Source organism: Bhargavaea massiliensis, from assembly GCF_018390575.1.
Classification (GTDB): domain Bacteria; phylum Bacillota; class Bacilli; order Bacillales_A; family Planococcaceae; genus Bhargavaea; species Bhargavaea massiliensis.
This window is the reverse complement of record NZ_JAHBCJ010000002.1, coordinates 416,584-433,771: the sequence shown is the minus strand read 5'-3', so window position 1 is coordinate 433,771 and position 17,188 is coordinate 416,584. Positions and strand designations below refer to the sequence as shown.

The window sequence follows — 17,188 nt, the reverse complement described above, 5'->3', positions numbered from 1 at the left end:
AAAGAAAAAACTGCAGACAAAGGAGCATTACACTCACTTTGTCTACAGTCTGAGATGCCCGGACGGCATCTCCTTTTTCTGTATTCAAGCACTGCAGGAACAGCCGCCGCCGGTTCCGCAGCTGCCGCCGCAGGCGGATGCGGTCTCGAAGAACGGGTTGCTCACGGGGACCTTGACGGATTCGGAAACGGTCTTCCCAATCAGCAGGCTCACTTCATCGAGAAGGTCCTGCAAATCGTTCTCTGCCACTTTAAGCGCGGCCACTTTGTCATTCATGTCGAGCTCCCGCTTTTTCGTGCGGATATCCCTCATGACGGTGCTGTAGTCGGGGTGATAGCGGCCGAACCGCTGAACCTCCTCATACTGTTCCTTTAATTTTGCAAACTCAGCGATCTCCTGCACAAGGCCGGGATCGGAATAAACACTAATATGTGCAAGCCGGTAAGCCTCCGCCGTTTCGGAAGAGACAATCATCCGGCTGAGCTGTTCGGATTCCTCGATGACCCGGAGCCATTCATCAGTCATCATCATGGGCATCACTCCATTCCACTCCCATCATACCAGAATCTGTCGGTCGTTTGCACTCTGCTGTCTCCGCCTGATGCACCACTTTCCGCTTCGCGTTCTCCGAGAAAATGGAGAGCCGTCCGAAAGTCGGAGAATGGCCTTGAGGAAGACTTGGAAATCTGGATCTCCTCATGTCCCTTTCCGGCGATGAGCACGATATCACCTGGTTCTGCCTCATAGATGGCACCGCGGATGGCACGCTCCCTGTCCGTCTCTGCACGGACAAAGGCTGGTGTATTTTCCAGCCCCGCCATGATGTCAGAGATAATCCGAGCCGGTTCTTCGCTTCTTGGGTTGTCTGAAGTCACCCAGACCGAGTCCGAATACTCTCCCGCGACCCTCCCCATCTGAGGCCGTTTTTCCCTATCCCGGTCCCCGCCGCAGCCGAAGACAGAAATCAGCCTGCCCGTGCATAGGGAGGAAAGTGCGCTGAGCACTGCTTCAAGGGCGTCGGGCGTATGTGCATAGTCAACAAACACTCGAATGCCCGCCCCTTCCGCTTCCTGCATCCTGCCCTCGGGCAGGGATAGGCAGGAAGCGTTTCTGCAGAGTTCGGACATGTTGAATCCGGCGGCCATCAGTGAGGCAAAGGCAGCGGCGACATTCAGTCGATTGTGCCGGCCCTCCACCGGAGTACGGATGACCGTCAGAGCGTCACCGGCCGCAAGCACCCAGTCCCCTTTGCCGTCATCGTCGATTCTAAGGTGCGTGTCTCCCCCGTGCCGCTCGCCAAAAGTCATTACAGGCCGCCTATTTCCGGTAATACTCAAAACGGCGGGATCATCCGCATTTAAGATGATCTTTCCGGCAAGTCCGGACAATCTGCCTTTGGCGCGAAGATAAGCTTCTTCCCCGCCATGCTCGGCATGATGGTCCGTTCCGATATTAAGGAAGATCCCATAATCGATGCTGCAATGGTCGAGGCGCCTTCCCGATAACCCGAGGGAAGAGGCCTCCATCGCGATATGTGTGACCCCTTCGTCCGCACAATACCTTAGAACCCGGTGCAGGTGAGCGGGCGGCAGAGTCGTCATCGGTGGAGTCTGAAGCGGCGCTTTTCTTCCATCAATCCACACGCCGAGTGTTCCGATGACGGCTGCCCGTATTCCGCATGCCTTCAATAATTGGCCGATAAACCGGGTGGTGGTTGTTTTTCCGTTCGTTCCGGTCACTGCAAACACCGTCAGTTCCCTGGATGGATGGCCGTAGAATGCCGAGCAGGCGTAGGCGAGAAAGTCAGCGGCATCCGGCACCGAAATTGCCGACACGCCCTGCGGTAGCGCAGGAGGACGGGAAATATCGGTGACAACCGCTACCGCCCCGTTATGAAGTGCTTCCTGGATATGGTCCAGCCCGCTTGCAGAACGCCCTTTCCTGGCTACGAACACCGAACCGGGAATGACTTCGGCCGAATGATCCGTCACGCCGCTGACAAGTGCCCGGAAATCCCCGCCCTTTGCCGTGCACGGCCAGTTTTTCAGCAGCTCGCATAATTCGATCATGCCTGACCCCTTCCCGAACATTTTTGTTCCGAGCGAATACATTATGTTGGAGTACCCTCCATCGTATGTAGGACGGTGGTTGAATGACACGAAGAAAGATGGTGGCGTAGTTCGATGATCATCCAGAAATTCGGAGGGGTCGCCATGAGGGATAGCCGCTCCAGGAAAGCATGTATCCGTCATATCAGAAGGGCGGTCAGGGAACACGGGAAGGTCGTCATAGTCGTATCCGCCATGGGGAGGGCTGGAGATCCCTATTCAACGGACAGCCTGCTGACCATCAGTGAGGCACTCGGCATCTCGCCTCATGCCCAAGATGTCGCGGCTGGTTGCGGGGAGCTTTTGGCTTCGGCAATCATGTCTGCCGAGCTTGAAAAGGAAGGAATAGAAAACGAACTGATCTACGGAAGCCGTTCGGGAATTCTGACCGAAGGACCATTCGGCAGCGCAGATCTGAAAATGGAACTGGAGCCTTTTTTCCGCATTTGGGGTGATTGCAATGTTGCCGTCGTACCCGGCTTCCAGGGGACAGGACGCGACGGGCGGATCCGGACGACGGGACGCGGCGGCAGTGACCTGACCGCAGTGGTCCTGGGTGATGTACTGGATGCTGAAATTGTTGAATTCTTCAAGGATGTACCCGGCGTGATGGAGGCGGATCCATCCGTGAAGCCGGATGCACAATTATTGAAAACACTCACCTACGCAGAGCTGCTTCCGTTGCTGGATACCGAGCGGCCCGTTATCCAAAGAAAAGCGGCACTGTATGCCGCGATGGCATCCGTGCCGCTTCACATCCGCAGCTTTTCCGAAGAAAATCCGGGAACCTTCGTAACGGGATGACCGGCCGTCTCAATCGGATGAGCCGGCCGGTTCCTTCCGGCTCAGGAACAGATGTGAATACACTTTATTGGATACACCGGCTGCTTGCCGGTTGTATTTCCTACTGAAAATCAGATCACGGTGTTCAGGAGAATTCACCCAGCCGTGGACGGTTGCCGCGGAATCCACATAGTCTGCCGCGATATTTTCACCCGCTTCACTGTAGTCGATGCCTGCCAATTTCAGCTGCTCAGACAGCGGACCGACACTTTCCTCCGAACGGCTGCCCCTGGCAGCACCAGCGGCACGCTCACGGGCAATGACCGCTGCGCTGCGATCCGCCTGCAGCGGCCGCAGTCCATGCCGCTGTCGGAACACATTCGTCAGCTCCATGACCTGTTGCTCGGCTGCCCGGTCTGCCGCGGTCTGCACTGCCGATGACAGCGGCTCAGCTGCGATCAGATGTCCTTCATACGTCATCTCATACGGCTGGTGCAGGACAAGCACCCTCGGAGACAAGAATCGGACCGCCATGACCTCCCCCTCTTCCCGGTCGGCGTAAATTTGGGCGTATACCCCTTCATAGGCCACCAGAAGCCGTTCCTCCAAATCATCGCCATTCATGGAAAACAGGTACCTATTGGTTCCAATCTCGACGCTGACCTCGGGTTCGATGATTGTAGACCGGTAAATTTCCTCCATGGATTCGCCGATGGCGAATGGGCTGACATCCAAATCCCTGCCGGCGGCATACACCTGATTGACGGTGCTGTTCTGGACACCGGCCACCATATAAGTATTCTCTGATCCGCTATACACCCACCATTCATAGCCATGCATGGATGGCTCGATCCGATCCGGCCTGCCATATTTTTCGGTAAGCTTTTCTGTCGTTTCACCGACAAATATGGATAGGCCGTTTTCCGGCCGGCTAACCGCTTCCTGCCCCATTGGAGGGGCGCCCTCCCCCGGCATGGCCGAATTCGGCACCGGTGAAATCAGAGGATCATTCTCTTTTGTATTTTGCGTCGTAAAAAGGACCACTGCCGTGATGGCGGCAAGGACCGCAATTAGCCTGAGTGCGAATTTCAATCAAAAAACTCCTCGATCTCTGTTTATTGGGACCATTATAACAGTGCGCGGACTTTGGACACAATCTTGTCATTGCAACTGTTTTCCCGTTGTTCTATCATAGATGGGGTATGATATGCAGACAGACCGCACCAAAGGAGGCGTACTGAATATGTACTTTGAGAACACCGGCATTGAAGGCGTGGCAGCCGATCTCCAACTGCTTGATGAAATTATGAACAAGCATGGTCTCATCCGCGCTGAACAATGGGACTACGAACGGGTAAGCTACGATAAAAAAATCGTCATCAAGGAAGGCACTTACTATCTCCGCGTTTTCGGATTCACGAAAGACGGTGACGTCGGAGCACGGGATGCGGTAATTCATCTGAAGAAGCCTGTAATTGGCAAGCACTATTATCCGCATGGTGTTGAATATGGAGAAGATGAATACTTCCCTGACTATCTTCTTGAAAACTGCACCCAGACCCTTCTTGCACTGAAGGAAGATCTGAAACCGTATGAATTGCAGGCCTGATGGCTGGACCCCGCTTTTCCAAGCGGGGTTTTTTGATTGCATTCGGACATAGATCGAAACTTTCACTTCTATTCAAATTTCTATTTGTTGGCTATAATTAACGTATCAACAATTTGGGAGAGACCTCATTCATGGGAAAATGGCTGAACCGCCGCACCTTTACAATCATCTTCCTCGCCGTCATTGCCATTCTGATCACTTTCTTCATCTTGCCGGTTTCTCTGCCGCTTATATTTGCCCTGATCACGGCAATACTTCTGGAGCCGCTAGTCAGGATGACGATGACACGGTTCAAATGGAAGAGGAAACTGACCGTGATTTCGGTTTACATCTTCTTCTTGCTTCTGCTTGCCCTGCTCATCTACTTTACGGTGACGCAGCTTGTCGGCCGCTTAATCAACTTTACAAAGTCCGCTCCTGAGACTTTTAATGCAATTGCCGGCGCATGGATTGATATGCAAGACAAAATGTTCAACTATACGGAAGGCATGCCGCTCGAGGTGGTGGAGTCTATCCAGAACGGCATGAATCAAGTGATTGAATCGGCCAGAGATTTTCTTCTCGCCTTTGTCAACTATGACGTGATCACCGGGCTCCTGACCGGAATTCCGAACTTTTTGGTCAGCCTGCTTTTCTATGCCATCGCCCTATTCCTCTTTATGCTCGACCTCCCCGGCCTGAAAAAGACTGTCTTCGACCGGCTGACCGATAGCACCTCACAAAAAGTAAAGCTGATGACGGACCGGCTCAACCGTACGGTGTTCGGCTTCATTAAGGCTCAGTTCCTTGTCAGTCTCATTATCCTGGCAGCATCGTTTGTCGGCCTGCTGATCATCAAGCCCGAATATGCCATCCTGATGTCCATCATCATTTGGATCATCGATCTGATTCCCATTCTCGGATCCATTATCATCCTTGGCCCCTGGTCAATCTATCAGTTTGCGGTCGGTGATGTGGCAGAAGGAACGAAGCTTGCAATTCTCGCGGCCATTTTGCTCGTCACCCGCCGTACAGTGGAACCTAAAGTAATGGGCGAGCAGCTCGGCCTCTCCCCTCTTGCCACGCTGATTTCGATGTTTATCGGTCTGAAACTTCTTGGTTTCCTTGGCCTGTTTATCGGACCGCTGATTGTCATTCTCTTCACGACAGCACGTGAAGCGGGAATCATCAAAATGGAATTCAAAATCTGATCCACTGTTGCCAGGCAATTCCGGACTGCATGCAGGGAAAAGAACCAAGAGATCAAAGCGATGAAGTTAACGAAAAAAAAAGCAGACCATGCTGATTTCGCATAGTCTGCCGCCTGTGGCCGCCCCAAAGCGGTCTTTTTTTAATTGCCGAAGATGGCCTTAATCATTGATGTTGTGTCTCCGCCTTCATAGAAGACGTACAGAAGAAGGTACACGGCAACACCGGTGATGGCTGTGAAAAACCAGATGATGCTGGTGACAGGTCCAATCTTGCGGTGCCTCGGCAGCCTCTCCTTCAGGCCGGTATAGATCGACACGATACCGAATACGGCTCCTGTCGTCGCCAGCATGATATGGAACACGAGGAAAATCGTATAATAGACTTTTAGATGATCCGGGCCGCCGAATGACGTATTGCCAATGAAGACTGTTCGGGATACGTAGATGATAAAGAACAGGAGCGCAGAGACGCCCGCTGCCAACATGGTCTTTTTATGCGCATCCACTTTCCGCTGCAGGATAAGCACCCAGCCGATGGCAACGAGTATGGCACTCAGGACGATAAAAAATGTACTGATTGTCGGTAAAATCGGGACTGACATCTTGATTTCCCCCTACGGTTCGCCGCAGCTTATTTATACATTGCAAGCCGCTTGCGTTCCAGCAATTGTTTTTGTGTAAGTTCATCGGCGTTATCACGCTCATGTCTGAACCAAGTCAGGAAAATCCGGCCGAGTACGACGCCATAGATGATTTCCTGGAGGATTTTCATAATTACACCGCCAAGCTGCTGATCGTACAAGATCGGCATCGATGTGAACACTTCCGGGCCGGAAAGTCCGGCACCTGCCAGAACGCCGAGCGTGCCCGCAGGAACACAAAGTGCCATCGACTGCAGCCACGCTTCACCGCTCTGATAGGTTTCATAAACCGGTGTATCGACGAAAATGATCAATGCACATGCCGGGGTGATCAGGATGGCACTGGAGATGAGGTAAGCGATCTTATGCAGCCCTTGGTTCAGTTTTGGAGCGAAATCCTCTTTGTTCACGATTGGCCACCACATGAAGAGCGCCGAAAGGAACAGTGTGATCGTAAAGATCGCATGGAGCGGAATGCTGAGCTTGATTGTATCAAGGATCATTGGTAGGTGATACACAGAGAACATCGCGCTGAACACGATGACACTAATCAGCGGTTTGGTAAGTACGCGGAGAATCAATCCGAGAACAGGCACCGCAAACACTTTCCTCCAGATCCACACCGGAATTCCTTTGATGAGGAATGGCGCTGCAATCAGGAGAAGAACCGCCATTTGAACCATGTGCATGCTGAATAGAATATGGCCAAGAAGATCAACCGGTGATCCCTTAGTGATATAAACAAGCAACATCCCTGCCGAAAAGTAAATCAATTCACTTCGCGACAGCGGCTCGCTTCCTTCAAAACGGTCACGCCATTTTACGGTGATGGCGAGGTAAAGCAGGAACAGGACGACGAGCGTCAAGAAAAAGTAGGGGCTCCAGAGCGCCCTGAAACCGAATATGCTAATTGGCACCATTGCCATCGCTCCTTTTGAATGTCTCCCTCCATTATAAGACCGTTACATAGTCGAATCAATGAACGAACTATGACACATGCTTAACCGGACTGCAACAGAGGATTTCTTGTACCAAGCATGGTCCACCAGGAAACGAAAAAAACATCCCCGAAGCAAAATTGCTTCGGGGATGTTGCCGCATTACCACCAGATGATCGTGACAAACGTAAGGACTGTGAGGAATGCGATAAGCATTCCGCCGTACATAAAGAACGCAACCAGTCCGTGGCCTTTTTCACTCATATGCATGAAGTAATACAGCTGGAGCCCGACCTGAATGGCTGCTAGAAGCAGTACAACCGGGACGACAAAGTAGGCGGAGAATCCTGCCTGAACAGCAGCAAAGGAGATGAGCGTCAGAAAAATCATGAGCGCGAACATCATCAGCTGGCTGCGCATCATCCGGTCAGAACGGCGCTTCTTGTATGCAAACTCAGCCGGTGTCTTTTCGATAATCTCGATATCGTGTGCCATATTAACCGACCACTCCCATCAAGTAGACTACCGTGAAGATGAACACCCAAACAACGTCGATAAAGTGCCAGTAAAGCGAAAACGTATAGTATTTCGTGGCATTATACAGGTTAAGCCCGCGCTTTGCGTTCCGCAGGATCAGAAGCGTCAGCCAGACAAGGCCGATCGCAACGTGGAGACCGTGCGTTCCGACAAGCGTGTAAAACGCCGAGCTGAATGCACTGTTGCCGTAAGTGAATCCGAGGTGGATGTAGTGATTGAACTCGTATACTTCAAGCGCAAGGAATCCGAGGCCGAGGAAGCCGGTGATGGCCAGCCACACTTGCATCTGTTTGAAGTTGTAGTTCTTCATGTGATACATCGCATAGACACTTGTCAGGGACGATGTAAGAAGAAGCATCGTCATGACAAAGACAAGCGGCAGTTCATAAAGCGTCTCGGTGCGGAACTCGTTTCCGTCAGGAACCGAGTTCTTCAGCGCGAGATAGGTTGCAAAGAGCGTGGCGAACAAAATTGTCTCTCCACCGAGGAAGAGCCAGAAACCGACGAACTTGTTCTTGGCTTCCATCGTAGCCGTTTCGGGATGATCCGGCCAGGACTGAGGTGTGAACTTCGTATTCAAATCCATCAGTCACGCCCCCTTTCCATGCGGCGGATTTGGTCCGTCGTTACGTAGAACCCGAGGTCATCCTTGACCGAACGGATTGCCATCGTAAGGAATGTGAACGCAAGCCCGAAAATCAGGACAGCAAGTCCCCAACTATGATCAACACGGTACATCGCACCAAAACCGGCGATGAAAAGTCCGAGTGTCATGAAGAACGGGATGATTGAACCGTTCGGCATGTGAATATCGGCCAACGGCTCAGCTGCAGTGTAGCCGTCATGGCCTTCCTGCTTTTCGACCCAGTAAGTGTCGAGTCCGCGAACAAGCGGAGTCTGGCCAAAGTTGTAGAACGGCGGCGGCGAAGGAATGGCCCACTCAAGTGTGCGGCCGTCTTCCCACGGGTCGTTGCCGACACGTTCGTTTCTTGCAGTTGTGATGATGATGTTGATGATCAGGACAATGGTAGCGATACCCATGAGAATCGCCCCGACCGTACTGATTGCGTTAAAGAGGTTCCAGCCCTGGCCGTCCATGAACGTCCATACGCGACGCGGCATCCCCATCAGACCGAGGAAGTGCTGCAGGAAGAACGTCATGTGGAAGCCGATGAAGAAGAACCAGAATGTTACTTTACCAAGTTTCTCGCTCAGCATCGTACCGAACATTTTCGGCCACCAGTAGTGTGTTGCTGCAAGAATACCGAGCACCACGCCACCGACGATGACGTAGTGGAAGTGAGCAACGATGAAGTAGGAGTCATGGAGCTGGTAGTCAAGCGGAGCCGCACCCTGCTGGACACCGGTGACGCCACCCATGACGAACGACGGGATGAAGCCAAGTGCATAAAGCATCGGGGTCGTGATCTTGATGCTTCCGCCCCACATCGTCAGGAGCCAGTTAAAGATCTTGACGCCCGTAGGGACCGCGATAGCCATTGTCGCAACGGCAAAGATCGCGTTAGCCGTCGGTCCAAGTCCGACTGTGAACATGTGGTGGGCCCAAACCATGAAGCCGAGGAACCCGATGAGCACAGTCGCGAAAACCATCGCAGAATAACCGAACAGACGCTTCCGGGAGAATGTCGAGAAGATCTCAGAGAAGATCCCGAACGCCGGAAGGATGAGAATGTAAACCTCCGGGTGACCGAAAATCCAGAAGATGTGCTCCCAGATGATCGTGTTTCCGCCCATAGTATGGTCAAAGAAATTCGCGCCAAACATCCGGTCGAACGTCAGGAAGAACAGACCGATTGTAAGCGGCGGGAACGCGAACAGGATCAGTGCCGAAGCGATGAACGTTGTCCACGTGAATAGCGGCATACGCATGTAAGTCATGCCCGGTGCACGCATGTTGATGATCGTGACGAGGAAGTTGATCCCCGCCATGAGCGTACCTGCGCCGGCAATCTGAAGGCCGATCGCATAGAAGTCGATCCCGTGGCCTGTCGACGCAATCGACAGGGATGCATAGGATGTCCAGCCCGCATCGGGAGCTGCGTCCAGGAACCAGCTCAGGTTAAGGAACAGACCCCCGAAGAAGAACATCCAGAAACCAAGGGAGTTGACGAATGGAAACGCAACGTCGCGCGCCCCGATCTGGAGCGGCATAATGTAGTTCATAAATCCGAACAAAAGCGGCATCGCTGCCAAGAAGATCATCGTCGTACCGTGCATCGTAATCAGCTCGTTAAAGAACCCCGCACTGACGAAATCATTATTCGGTATGAGAAGCTGAAGACGGATCAAAAGCGCTTCAATACCGCCGAGGACGAAGAAGAACCCGCCACCGATGAGGTAAAGGATACCGATCTTCTTATGGTCTACTGTGGTCAACCAATCCCACAGAGTCGCGCCGAACCCTTTCTTTTGTTCGACTGAATTCGCAACAGTTGTCACTGTTAGTTACCCTCCTTTACCGGTACCTTATTCTTCTACTTTCAGATCAAGCAGATAATCTGCAATTGCATCCAGGTCTTCATCCGACAGACTGTCGAAGGCCGGCATCAGGTTGCCTGGCTTGTACTTCTGAGGATCCTTGATCCAATCGATCGTGTTTTGCTTGTCGTGCTGAAGGAAACCTGCGACACGGTTGCGGTCGCCGTAAGTGGCAAGGTTCGGAGCCGCAGCGCCGCTTGTGCCGACACCGGAAACCGCATGGCATCCGATACAGCTTTGTGCAAACGCTGCTTCGCCCGCATCAGCGGAGTCAGCGCTAGCTGTTGCGCCTTCAGTTTCCTTCATGGCTGCAACCCAGTTGTCGAACTCGTCAGGGCTCAGGCTTTTCACCTTGAAGTCCATGAGTGCGTGGGATGGTCCGCAAAGCTCCGCACATTTGCCGTAGAAGACACCGTCTTCCAGGTCTTTGGACTCTTTGTCGAATGTCAGATAGAACTTGTTGACGTTTTCGACGTTGTTATCCAGTTTACCGCCGACCGCAGGAATCCAGAAGGAGTGCTTGACGTCTGAAGAAATCAGATTGAAATACACTCTTTCGCCGGTCGGAACGACAAGTTCCTGGGCAGTGACAATTCCGTGTTCCGGATATTCGAACTCCCACCAGTACAGCTTCGCCGTCACGTTGACGACGAGGTTTTCAGGATTGCCTTCATCGTCAGTGGCTTCCATCGCCGCCACATCACCCAATTTATAGGTGTAGTAGACAGTAGGCACCGCCATGATGATGACGAGAAGAATCGGGATCGCCGTCCAGACGAATTCCAGCTTGTGGCTGCCTTCGACTTGCTTCGGCATGTAATTGTCGCCAAGCTTCGAGCGTCGGAATTTAGCCAGCGCAATGAAGTAGATGGTGAAGACGACAGCCATGACAAGGACCATGATGCTGGTCGTCAAAATCAGCAGGAAGAATTGATCCTGTCCGACTTCCCCTGCCGGAATAAGCGTCGAGAGGTATTCTTCGCCGCAACCCGACAGGATGATGGTGAGGGCTGCCAGGAGCGTTACAAGGCGCCATTTCTTGAGACCTTTCATCATCGATTAACCAAACCTCTCTTTCATAGATGTTTTCAAATATGAGGACGGAGTGCCCAATTTATAATGAATTCTTATCAAAGAAAGAATTCCGCAATCAGATGATGACCGCGAAGATGATCATCGCGACGAATAGGATCGTCATGTAGTTCAGTGAGTACACGAACATGCGTGTTGCCCACTTGATGTCGTCCCCGGCTCTGAAGCCTTTCAGGGCGATAAAGAGCCATCCTGCGTTTAGTGCCGTTGCAAGGATCATGAACGCCCAGCCAAGCTGAGGAAGCAGGAATGGGAGCGGGAAGAGAACCAGCACCCAGGCGAGCATCGACTTTTTCGTCCGGGCAAATCCTTTCACGACCGGCAGCATCGGGATGCCTGCCGCCCGGTATTCCTCCGTCCTTCTCATGGCAATCGCATAGAAGTGCGGAGGCTGCCAGGCAAACATAATCAGGAAGAGCGCCCATGCTCCAGGACCGAGTGAAGGCTCAACTGCCGCCCAACCGATCAGTGGAGGCATGGCCCCGGAAATACTGCCGACGATTGTGTTGCTGGCATGCTTCCTCTTGGACCACATTGAGTAGAGAACGACATAGCTGAAGACCCCTGCAATCCCCAATAGTCCGGCTGTCGTGCTGGCGGAGAACAGGAGAATCTCACCGACCAGCATGAAGCCGACAGACATGGCAAGCACAGCCGGTGCCTTGAAGCGTCCCGTAACGGTCGGACGTGATTTTGTCCGTGACATAATCGGGTCGATGTCCCTGTCAATCAGGTTGTTCATCGCTGCTGCTCCTGCGACGATGAGCGCAGAGCCGATGACGACATAAAACAACGAGTCCAATTCGTCCAGAAAATGCCGGCCGGCGAACTGGATGGCAAGGAAGAAACCGGTAAACGCCGTAATGACATTCGAGTTCACAATGCCGATCTTGATGAGTGCCAAAAAGTCCTTCATAAAAGAAGCGGATTCAGCTTCCGCCGCTGTTGCGTGTGCGGTGCGACTGTTTGTCATGAAACCCCTCCTTTCGAACTGCCGGCAAGCTCCGCTACCCTTTACTATAGCTGAATTTAGGGTTGAATTCTATACATAAGCTAAAATTGTCGAATGATAGCGGACCGTCCGTATAATAGAGCACAGCATCTCTATAGTAATGCATTTAGGAATTTCATTTGTGAAGCCTTTAGACCTTTTTTATGAACAAATTGTGAAATGGAGAGCGGCCGGGTGTTCCATCCGGGTGTCGCCGTTGTTTTTGCCCTCCGTTTCCGCTATCATCAATTAAGCGACACCGTCACCAAACGGTTTAGTACTCTTTAAAGAGGTGTCATCCATGCAGCACAATCGAACACTGAAATGGCTCGCCGTTGCTTCGACGATCGGCATGCTCGCCATTCTCCTTGGCGGGGCGCTCGTCACAAAGACGGAAAGCGGGATGGGTTGCGGCAGGCATTGGCCCGGCTGCAACGGAGAATTGATCCCGACTGAGATCAACGCGGAAGTGCTGATTGAATTCTCCCATCGGCTTGTTACCGGTGTGGTCGGAATCTTGATCGTTCTTCTGTCAGTCTGGGCATGGCGGGCACTCGGACATATACGCGAAACAAAGTTCCTGTCGTTCATGGCTATTTTCTTCCTCGTTCTCCAGGCACTGATCGGCGCAGCCCAGGTGCTATGGGGGCAGGGTGACTTTATCCTCGCCCTTCACTTTGGCATTTCCCTGATCTCCTTCACTGCTGTCTTCCTGCTGACACTCCTTATTTTCGAGGTTGACCGGAAATTCGATGCAGAGAACGTGAGAATCGGCAATAAGCTGAAGTGGCATACGATCGGCGTTACACTTTATTCGTATATTGTCGTTTATACGGGGGCACTAGTCCGGCATACGGATTCCGGATTGGTCTGCCGCGACTGGCCGTTTTGCCGGAATGACGACATCGGCCTTCCCACAAACATGCATGAGTGGATCCAGATGGGCCACCGATTTGCCGCACTGCTCATCGTAATCTGGATTGCCTACATCTTTATCCATGCGTGGAAACATTACCAGCATCAAAAAGCAGTCAGCCAAGGTTGGCTGATCGCGCTCATCCTTGTTCTGGCGCAGGCATCGACCGGCATGCTCGTAGTTTTCACCCGAGCCAACCTGGCTGCTGCGCTGATCCATTCGCTCATCATCTCGCTCCTGTTTGGCCTTCTCTGTTACATGATTCTTCTTGTCTCGAGAAGCCGGCATTCCGTGAAACAAGGATAAGAAACGCATCACATGCCGCAGACGAGATCACTGTCTGCGGCATGTACATGTTTTCACCTAAAGACGGGCTCCATTCACTAGATACAAAAAAACTGCAGCAAATGCCTTGTCGGCATTTGCTGCAGTTTTCTGTTGCATCAGTCTTCGTCCATCTCAATAAGCAGGTCGCCGGTCGAGATTGAGTCGCCCGCCGTTACATGGATTTCTTTGACCGTTCCATCAAATGGTGCCTGGACGGTCGTTTCCATCTTCATGGCTTCGGTAATGAGAAGGTGTTCGCCACGTTTGACCCGGCTGCCGCGGTCAATGGCGACTTTCAGCACAGTACCCGGCATTGTCGCACCGATATGCTTGCTGTTGCCTTTCTCCGCCTTTTTCCGCTGGATATGATCCGTTTCAGCGGATGCGTCGTCAATGCAGACTTCACGCGGCTGGCCATTCAGTTCAAAGTAAAGATTCCGGGTACCGTCCGGCTGAACTTCACCGATCGATACAAGTTTGATGATGAGTGTCTTCCCTTTCTCGATCTCCACTTCCACTTCTTCGCCGAGCTTCAGCCCGTAGAAGAAAGTCGGCGTGTCGAGTACGGAGACGTCTCCGAACTTTTCCGCCTGGGCTGTAAAATCATCAAATACTTTCGGGTAAAGTGCATATGCCAGGATGTCGTGGGATGAAACTGGGCGGTTCAGCTTTTCGAACAGCTGGTCCCGTGTTGCCTGGAAGTCAACCGGCTCAAGCAGCTCACCCGGACGCACAGTAAGCGGCTCCCTCCCTTTCAGGATGACTTTTTGGAGTTCTTCGGGGAAACCGCCGTACGGCTGGCCGATCTCCCCGCGGAAAAATTCGATCACTGAATCCGGGAAGTCAATAGAACGGCCCCGTTCGATCACGGAATTTTCATCCAGATTGTTTTGGACCATGAAGAGGGCCATGTCGCCCACCACCTTCGAGGAAGGGGTGACTTTGACCACGTCGCCGAACAGCATATTGACGCGGCCGTACATTTCCTTCACTTCTTCCCAGCGCTCACCGAGGCCGACGCCTTTCGCCTGCTGCTGCAGGTTGCTGTACTGGCCGCCCGGCATCTCATGGACGTAGATTTCCGAGTGCGGGCTCTTCATGCCGCTCTCGAATCTGCCGTACATTTTCCGCACGTCTTCCCAGTAATGGGAAAGCTCTTCGAGCGAACCGATATCCGCACGTACATTACGCTCCCTCCCGGAAAGCGCATAGGCAAGAGACGAAGCGCTCGGCTGGGAAGTCAGGCCTGCCATCGAGCCGAGCGCCGTATCGACAATGTCCACTCCGGCATCGACTGCACGGCTGTACATGAAGATTCCGTTTCCGCTCGTGTCGTGCGTATGCAGATGGATCGGAAGGGACACCGTGTCCTTTAGTTCGGAGACGAGACGGTAAGCCGCTTCAGGCTTCAGCAGTCCCGCCATGTCTTTGATGGCGAGAATATGCGCACCCGCGTCTTCCAGTGCCTTCGCCATCTCCTTGTAATAGGAAACCGTATATTTCGCACGGTTGTCGTCCAAGATGTCACCGGCATAGCAGATGGCCGCTTCGGCAACTTTGCCGGACAGCCGGGTCTCATCAATGGCGACTTCCATTTGCTTGATCCAGTTCAGGCTGTCGAAGATGCGGAACACATCAATTCCCGCTTCCGCGGATTTTCTGACAAACTCTCGGATCACGTTATCCGGGTAGTTTTTGTAGCCGACTGCATTGGAACCGCGGAACAGCATCTGGAACAGGACGTTAGGGATCTTCTCACGGAGTTTGATCAGCCTGTCCCACGGGCTTTCGCCAAGGAATCTGTAGCTGACATCGAAGGTTGCGCCGCCCCACATCTCAAGTGAGAATGCGTCCTGCATAAGACGTGCGGTCTCATCAGCGATATCGAGCAGATCATGCGTCCGGACACGGGTGGCCAGCAGGGACTGGTGTGCATCACGGAACGTGGTGTCGGTCAGCAACACATCATTTTGCTCCAGAATCCACCGGGAAAGCCCTTCGGCACCCCGTTCGTCAAGAATCTGCTTGGTTCCCGGCTTTGGCTGTGCCGACAAATCGACTGTCGGTTTGCGGGCAGGATGGAAAACCGGCTTCTGCTCTTTTCCGATGCCCGGGAATCCGTTGACCGTGACATTTCCGATATACGTGAGAAGCTTTGTGCCACGGTCTTTCCTGGCAGGGAAGATGAACAGGTCAGGCGTCTCATCAATAAACGATGTATTGTACCTGCCGCTAAGGAAGTTTGGGTGTTTGACGACGTTTTCAAGAAACGGAATATTCGTTTTGATGCCGCGGATCCGGAATTCCTGAAGGTTCCTCTCCATCTTCGCCGCCGCTTCCTTGAATGTCATTCCCCATGTGGAGACTTTCACAAGCAACGAATCATAATGCGGCGTGATGACGGCTCCCTGGAAGCCGTTTCCTGCATCCAGACGAACACCGAACCCTCCGCCTGACCGGTAGACCATCAGTTTTCCGGTATCCGGCATGAAATTGTTTAACGGATCCTCCGTTGTCACCCTTGACTGAATCGCATAACCGAATAGTGGAATGTCCTTTTGTTCCGGAATGCCCGTTTCCGGATCGGAAAGTTTCCTTCCTTCGGCAATGTAGATCTGAGAATGGACGATGTCGATACCGGTCACCATCTCCGTGATCGTATGTTCCACCTGGATCCGCGGGTTGACTTCGATAAAGTAGAAGTTCTCCCCATCCACCAAAAATTCAACGGTTCCGGCGTTGATATAGCCCGCATTTTTCATGAGACGGACTGCAGCCTCGCAAATCTCCGCCCGAAGGTCTTCCGAAATCGTGATTGACGGAGCGATTTCCACCACTTTTTGGTGGCGGCGCTGGACGGAGCAATCGCGCTCGTACAGATGGACGACATTGCCGTATGTATCCGCCAGAATCTGAACTTCAATGTGCTTTGGCTTATCTAGAAATTTCTCCACATAAACCTCGGCCGACCCGAATGCGGCTTTTGCTTCCGATTTCGCCCGCTCGTAGGCTTCCGCCGTCTCATCTGCCGAGCGGACGACCCTCATCCCGCGACCTCCGCCTCCGAGTGCCGCCTTGATGATAATCGGATATCCATTTTGTTCGCCGAATGTTTGGACTTCTTCAAGCGAAGAAACAGGGCCTCCGCTTCCCGGAATAACCGGCAGATCAGCCTTGACCGCTTGTTCGCGTGCCTTGACCTTGTCGCCGAACATATCCAGGTGTGTTGAGCGGGGCCCTATGAAGATGATGCCTTCTTCTTCGCAACGCCTCGCGAATCCCACGTTTTCCGACAGGAAGCCGTATCCGGGATGGATGGCGTCCGCGCCGGAATCCTTCGCGATGGCGATGATCCCCTCAATATCAAGATAGGCATCGATCGGCTTTTTTCCCTTGCCGACCAGGTATGCTTCATCCGCTTTGTAGCGGTGGAACGATCCGCTGTCCTCAGCCGAATAAATTCCGACTGTGCGGATCTTCAGTTCTGTGCACGCCCGGAAAATCCGGATTGCAATCTCTCCCCGGTTCGCCACCAGGATTTTCTGGATTTTCCCCAT

General features: G+C 52.8%; 15 protein-coding genes. 4 read left to right on the top strand and 11 right to left on the bottom strand.

Annotated features, from left to right (window positions below; translation table 11 throughout):
• Positions 1 to 84: 84 nt before the first annotated feature.
• Positions 85 to 531 (bottom strand): YlbF/YmcA family competence regulator, encoded by a 447-nt coding sequence (locus KHA84_RS04925; RefSeq protein ID WP_213422408.1) that lies wholly within the window; start codon positions 529 to 531, stop codon positions 85 to 87.
• 5 nt (positions 532 to 536) lie between these two features.
• A complete protein-coding gene (locus tag KHA84_RS04920) occupies positions 537 to 2,069 on the bottom strand; it encodes a UDP-N-acetylmuramoyl-L-alanyl-D-glutamate--2,6-diaminopimelate ligase (protein ID WP_213422407.1) in 1,533 nt (510 codons plus the stop codon).
• A 114-nt stretch (positions 2,070 to 2,183) separates the two neighbouring features.
• Between KHA84_RS04920 and KHA84_RS04915 the strand changes: the two genes are divergently transcribed.
• Positions 2,184 to 2,912, top strand: a complete 729-nt coding sequence (locus KHA84_RS04915; protein ID WP_213422406.1) for an amino acid kinase family protein — start codon at positions 2,184 to 2,186, stop codon at positions 2,910 to 2,912.
• 9 nt (positions 2,913 to 2,921) lie between these two features.
• On the opposite strand, the gene KHA84_RS04910 is transcribed toward KHA84_RS04915, so the two are convergent.
• Positions 2,922 to 3,983 (bottom strand): CAP domain-containing protein, encoded by a 1,062-nt coding sequence (locus KHA84_RS04910; protein WP_213422405.1) that lies wholly within the window; start codon positions 3,981 to 3,983, stop codon positions 2,922 to 2,924.
• A 151-nt stretch (positions 3,984 to 4,134) separates the two neighbouring features.
• Between KHA84_RS04910 and KHA84_RS04905 the strand changes: the two genes are divergently transcribed.
• On the top strand, positions 4,135 to 4,500 hold the full coding sequence (locus tag KHA84_RS04905; RefSeq protein WP_213422404.1) for a YugN family protein: 366 nt from the start codon (positions 4,135 to 4,137) through the stop codon (positions 4,498 to 4,500).
• A gap of 131 nt (positions 4,501 to 4,631) precedes the next feature.
• On the top strand, positions 4,632 to 5,690 hold the full coding sequence (gene ytvI, locus KHA84_RS04900) for a sporulation integral membrane protein YtvI (RefSeq protein ID WP_213422403.1): 1,059 nt from the start codon (positions 4,632 to 4,634) through the stop codon (positions 5,688 to 5,690).
• Positions 5,691 to 5,830: 140 nt separating this feature from the next.
• Here ytvI and KHA84_RS04895 read toward each other — a convergent pair whose 3' ends face one another.
• From KHA84_RS04895 to cyoE, 7 genes are all read right to left on the bottom strand, one after another.
• On the bottom strand, positions 5,831 to 6,292 hold the full coding sequence (locus KHA84_RS04895) for a DUF420 domain-containing protein (RefSeq protein WP_213422402.1): 462 nt from the start codon (positions 6,290 to 6,292) through the stop codon (positions 5,831 to 5,833).
• 29 nt (positions 6,293 to 6,321) lie between these two features.
• A complete protein-coding gene (gene ctaG / locus KHA84_RS04890; RefSeq protein WP_213422422.1) occupies positions 6,322 to 7,248 on the bottom strand; it encodes a cytochrome c oxidase assembly factor CtaG in 927 nt (308 codons plus the stop codon).
• 183 nt (positions 7,249 to 7,431) lie between these two features.
• Positions 7,432 to 7,764, bottom strand: coding sequence for a cytochrome c oxidase subunit IVB (gene ctaF, locus KHA84_RS04885; RefSeq protein WP_213422401.1), 333 nt, complete (start codon positions 7,762 to 7,764; stop codon positions 7,432 to 7,434).
• Between the two features lies 1 nt (position 7,765).
• Entirely contained in the window at positions 7,766 to 8,392 is a 627-nt protein-coding gene (locus KHA84_RS04880) for a cytochrome (ubi)quinol oxidase subunit III (RefSeq protein ID WP_213422400.1), read from the bottom strand.
• Positions 8,392 to 10,266, bottom strand: coding sequence for a cytochrome c oxidase subunit I (gene ctaD / locus KHA84_RS04875; protein ID WP_213422399.1), 1,875 nt, complete (start codon positions 10,264 to 10,266; stop codon positions 8,392 to 8,394). The genes KHA84_RS04880 and ctaD overlap by 1 nt, the downstream gene beginning before the upstream one ends.
• Positions 10,267 to 10,293: 27 nt before the next feature.
• Positions 10,294 to 11,361, bottom strand: a complete 1,068-nt coding sequence (gene coxB, locus KHA84_RS04870; protein ID WP_213422398.1) for a cytochrome c oxidase subunit II — start codon at positions 11,359 to 11,361, stop codon at positions 10,294 to 10,296.
• Positions 11,362 to 11,455: 94 nt separating this feature from the next.
• Positions 11,456 to 12,370 carry a heme o synthase gene (gene cyoE, locus KHA84_RS04865; protein WP_213422397.1) on the bottom strand — a complete coding sequence of 305 codons (915 nt, stop codon included), beginning with the start codon at positions 12,368 to 12,370 and terminating at the stop codon, positions 11,456 to 11,458.
• Positions 12,371 to 12,689: 319 nt separating this feature from the next.
• Between cyoE and KHA84_RS04860 the strand changes: the two genes are divergently transcribed.
• A complete protein-coding gene (locus KHA84_RS04860) occupies positions 12,690 to 13,610 on the top strand; it encodes a COX15/CtaA family protein (RefSeq protein WP_213422396.1) in 921 nt (306 codons plus the stop codon).
• Positions 13,611 to 13,747: 137 nt separating this feature from the next.
• On the opposite strand, the gene pyc is transcribed toward KHA84_RS04860, so the two are convergent.
• Positions 13,748 to 17,188 carry a pyruvate carboxylase gene (gene pyc, locus KHA84_RS04855; RefSeq protein ID WP_213422395.1) on the bottom strand — a complete coding sequence of 1,147 codons (3,441 nt, stop codon included), beginning with the start codon at positions 17,186 to 17,188 and terminating at the stop codon, positions 13,748 to 13,750.

What these genes read in the sequence shown, in the direction of transcription:
- KHA84_RS04925 (WP_213422408.1), bottom strand. Translation starts at nt 531, where the DNA reads ATGATGATGACTGATGAATGGCTCCGGGTCATCGAGGAATCCGAACAG.
- KHA84_RS04920 (WP_213422407.1), bottom strand. Translation starts at nt 2,069, where the DNA reads ATGATCGAATTATGCGAGCTGCTGAAAAACTGGCCGTGCACGGCAAAG.
- KHA84_RS04915 (WP_213422406.1), top strand. Translation starts at nt 2,184, where the DNA reads ATGATCATCCAGAAATTCGGAGGGGTCGCCATGAGGGATAGCCGCTCC.
- KHA84_RS04905 (WP_213422404.1), top strand. Translation starts at nt 4,135, where the DNA reads ATGTACTTTGAGAACACCGGCATTGAAGGCGTGGCAGCCGATCTCCAA.
- ytvI (WP_213422403.1), top strand. Translation starts at nt 4,632, where the DNA reads ATGGGAAAATGGCTGAACCGCCGCACCTTTACAATCATCTTCCTCGCC.
- KHA84_RS04895 (WP_213422402.1), bottom strand. Translation starts at nt 6,292, where the DNA reads ATGTCAGTCCCGATTTTACCGACAATCAGTACATTTTTTATCGTCCTG.
- ctaF (WP_213422401.1), bottom strand. Translation starts at nt 7,764, where the DNA reads ATGGCACACGATATCGAGATTATCGAAAAGACACCGGCTGAGTTTGCA.
- KHA84_RS04880 (WP_213422400.1), bottom strand. Translation starts at nt 8,392, where the DNA reads ATGGATTTGAATACGAAGTTCACACCTCAGTCCTGGCCGGATCATCCC.
- coxB (WP_213422398.1), bottom strand. Translation starts at nt 11,361, where the DNA reads ATGATGAAAGGTCTCAAGAAATGGCGCCTTGTAACGCTCCTGGCAGCC.
- cyoE (WP_213422397.1), bottom strand. Translation starts at nt 12,370, where the DNA reads ATGACAAACAGTCGCACCGCACACGCAACAGCGGCGGAAGCTGAATCC.
- KHA84_RS04860 (WP_213422396.1), top strand. Translation starts at nt 12,690, where the DNA reads ATGCAGCACAATCGAACACTGAAATGGCTCGCCGTTGCTTCGACGATC.
- pyc (WP_213422395.1), bottom strand. Translation starts at nt 17,188, where the DNA reads ATGGGGAAAATCCAGAAAATCCTGGTGGCGAACCGGGGAGAGATTGCA.